This window comes from Rhodococcus sp. P4_B6, from assembly GCF_056402215.1.
Genome location: NZ_JBFUHV010000486.1, coordinates 1 through 704 on the forward strand (window position 1 = coordinate 1; position 704 = coordinate 704).

Genomic DNA, 704 nt, shown 5'->3' on the forward strand with positions numbered 1-704 from the left:
CCCCGCCCTCGACGTCGCCCCCACCCCGGAGGCGTGCGATCACCACCATTCCCACCACGAGGACTCCGATGACTGATTTCGAACGGCTCCGCGCCACCCTGCCCACCGGTCTGTGGATCGACGGCGCCCAGACCGACCCGATCGACGGCGGCACATTCCCGGTCTACGACCCCGCCACCGGACCCCTCATCGCCGACGTCGCCGATGCCGGCGGCAAGGACGCGATGCGCGCACTGGACTCCGCCGCGGCGGTCCAGGAGGAATGGGCGGCCACGGCCCCGCGGCAGCGGTCGATCATCCTGCGCTCGGCGTGGGAGAAGGTCATCGAGCGCACCGACGACCTCGCGCTGCTGATGACGATGGAGATGGGCAAGGCACTGCCGGAAAGCCGCGGCGAGGTGAACTACGGCGCCGAGTTCCTGCGCTGGTTCAGCGAGGAAGCCGTCCGCATCCAGGGCCGCTACACCACGTCACCGTCCGGCAGCGGACGGATCATGGTCACCAAGGTCCCCGTCGGACCCACCCTGGCCGTCACACCGTGGAACTTCCCCCTCGCGATGGGCACCCGCAAGATCGGCCCCGCGCTCGCCGCCGGCTGCACGATCATCGTCAAGCCCGCCGAGGACACCCCGCTCACCATGCTGCTGCTCGCCGAGATCTTCGCCGAGGCCGGCCTGCCCGCCGGTGTGCTGTCGGTGCTGCCC

At 70.7% G+C, this 704-nt stretch carries 1 protein-coding gene; it reads left to right on the forward strand.

The genetic code is table 11. The annotated features are described in order from the left end of the window. Positions 1-68: 68 nt before the first annotated feature. The coding region (locus AC1DWT_RS51720; RefSeq protein ID WP_477926335.1) for an aldehyde dehydrogenase family protein at positions 69-704 on the forward strand (636 nt) is incomplete at its 3' end.